This is a genomic window from Leisingera sp. F5, assembly GCF_001593695.1.
This window is the reverse complement of the sequence record NZ_LUKH01000614.1, coordinates 1-1,994: the sequence shown is the minus strand read 5'-3', so window position 1 is coordinate 1,994 and position 1,994 is coordinate 1. Positions and strand designations below refer to the sequence as shown.

Genomic DNA, 1,994 nt, shown 5'->3' with positions numbered 1-1,994 from the left:
CGCCGGTGCAGCCGAAGGCGATGGAAAAATGCGATTTCCCCTCTTCCTGGTAAGCCGGCAACAGCAGACGGGTGAGGTCCAGCACCCGGGTGAAGAAAGGGGTGAACCTGCCGTCGGCCCGCACATAGTCCTGCACAGCCTGGTCAATGCCGTTGCATTGACGCAATTCGGGCTGCCAATAAGGATTGGCCAGGAAGCGGCAATCAAACACCATGTCAATGCCGTGCGGCATGCCGCGTTTGTAAGAGAAGCTTTGCACCGACAGTGCCAGCGTGCGGCCTTCAGGGGCAAACCAGCGTTCGATCTCTGCCTTCAACTGGTGCACATTCATATCCGAAGTTTCCAGCAGGATATCAGCCCGGTCGCGGATCGGTGCCATCAGATCCAGCTCGCGGCGCACTCCTTCGCCCGGAGATTCCGCGGGTGCCAGCGGATGGCGGCGGCGCGTCTCGGAATAGCGCCGCAGCAGCACGTCAGCTTGCGAATCAAGGTACAGCACCGTCAGCTCCACCTCGCGGCGGCCGGACAGCATATCGATCACATCCAGCAGCGCCCGCGGCGAGAAATCCCGGTTTCGGCTGTCCAGCCCCAAGGCCATCGGCCGCGGAGCCGCGGCGGCATCAATGAGCCCCGGCAGCAGCCGCAGCGGCAGGTTGTCGATCGCCTCAAAGCCAAGATCTTCAAGCACGTTGATCGCTGTGGTCCGGCCCGCCCCTGAGGGACCGGTGACCAGCACCGCCGGAACCGCCTTTTTCTCCGCCTCAGGCATCGGGGTCCAAAGCTCCGCATCTGAGATACTGCATCAGCGCCGGAGCGAAATGCGCACCGTTCACGCGCTTGACCCGAAGCACCTCCTGCCCCAGCAACTGCGTGCTGTGCCGCACCGGCAGGCGTTCGATTTCAGCCTCATCCAAGTCCACCAGTGCAGCAACCGGTACAGGGCTGCGGATCTGCGCATGCAGCAGGCCCATGAACCGCGCCTCGATCAGTCCGCGGATCGGCTCTGGCGCGCTGGCCACAACCTGCCCGTCCAAGAGTTGCAGCAACACCCGGTCGTCCGCCACCAGTTGCGCGCCAAAAGCCAGCAGTTGCAGTGCCAGCGCGGACTTGCCTTGCCCGGAAGTGCCAGTGATCAAAAGCCCCCGTCCCTCCAACGCGACACAGGAGGCATGCAGGATGAGGCTTTCGGTATCAGACATGGTTATTATACCGGCAGACCAACTACAAACCGCGCACCCAAAGGTTCAGAGGTGACGTCGGCTTCTGTCGGGCGGATGTTTTCAGCCCAAACCACGCCGCCGTGCGCCTCGACAATCTGCTTCGAAATTGCCAGCCCGAGTCCTGAATTGTTACCGAAATGCTCCACCGGGCGCTGCGAATAGAAGCGTTTGAAAATCTTCGACAAGGCCTGATCCGGAATGCCTGGACCAGTATCTTCGACCACAATCAGCACCCGGTTTGCACGGCGCCGAGCCCATACGCGTATGGCGTCGCCCTCCTCGCAGAACGAGATCGCATTGGTGATCAGATTGACAAAAACCTGCGCCAACCGTGCCTCAAGGCCCTGCAACTGAATGGGCTGGGCCGGCAGGTCGGTGATGTAGTCGATCCCTTTGGCGCGGGCGTCTTCCCCCAAGTACTGGTTGAGGTTGCCCAGCATGGCCAGCAGATCGAAGTCTTCTTCTTCCTCCTTGACCAGCTCGGCATCCAGCCGCGACGCGTTGGAGATGTCGCTGACCAGCCGGTCCAGGCGGCGGACATCGTGTTCAATCACTTCCATCAGCTTCTCACGCTGGTCATCACGGTGAACCATACGCAAGGTGCCGACCGCCGACTGCAGGCTGGCCAAGGGGTTTTTGATTTCATGCGCCACGTCGGCTGCAAACTGTTCGTTGCTGTCGATCCGGGAATAAAGCGCCTTGACCATGCCGCGCAGTGCGCGGCTCAGCCGTCCGATTTCGTCCGGCCGGGCAGACAGATCCGGAATCCGGATC

At 61.5% G+C, this 1,994-nt stretch carries 3 protein-coding genes; all 3 read right to left on the bottom strand.

The window, feature by feature from the left end; genetic code table 11:
- Positions 1 to 769, bottom strand: a 769-nt coding sequence (rapZ, locus tag A2I95_RS33920) for an RNase adapter RapZ (protein ID WP_291736874.1), incomplete at its 3' end; no start/stop codon positions are given.
- Positions 762 to 1,199 carry an HPr kinase/phosphorylase gene (locus tag A2I95_RS33915; RefSeq protein WP_027257309.1) on the bottom strand — a complete coding sequence of 146 codons (438 nt, stop codon included), beginning with the start codon at positions 1,197 to 1,199 and terminating at the stop codon, positions 762 to 764. The genes A2I95_RS33915 and rapZ, both read right to left, overlap by 8 nt.
- Before the next feature lie 5 nt (positions 1,200 to 1,204).
- Positions 1,205 to 1,994: HAMP domain-containing sensor histidine kinase (locus tag A2I95_RS33910; protein WP_291736872.1), on the bottom strand; the 790-nt coding region annotated here is incomplete at its 5' end.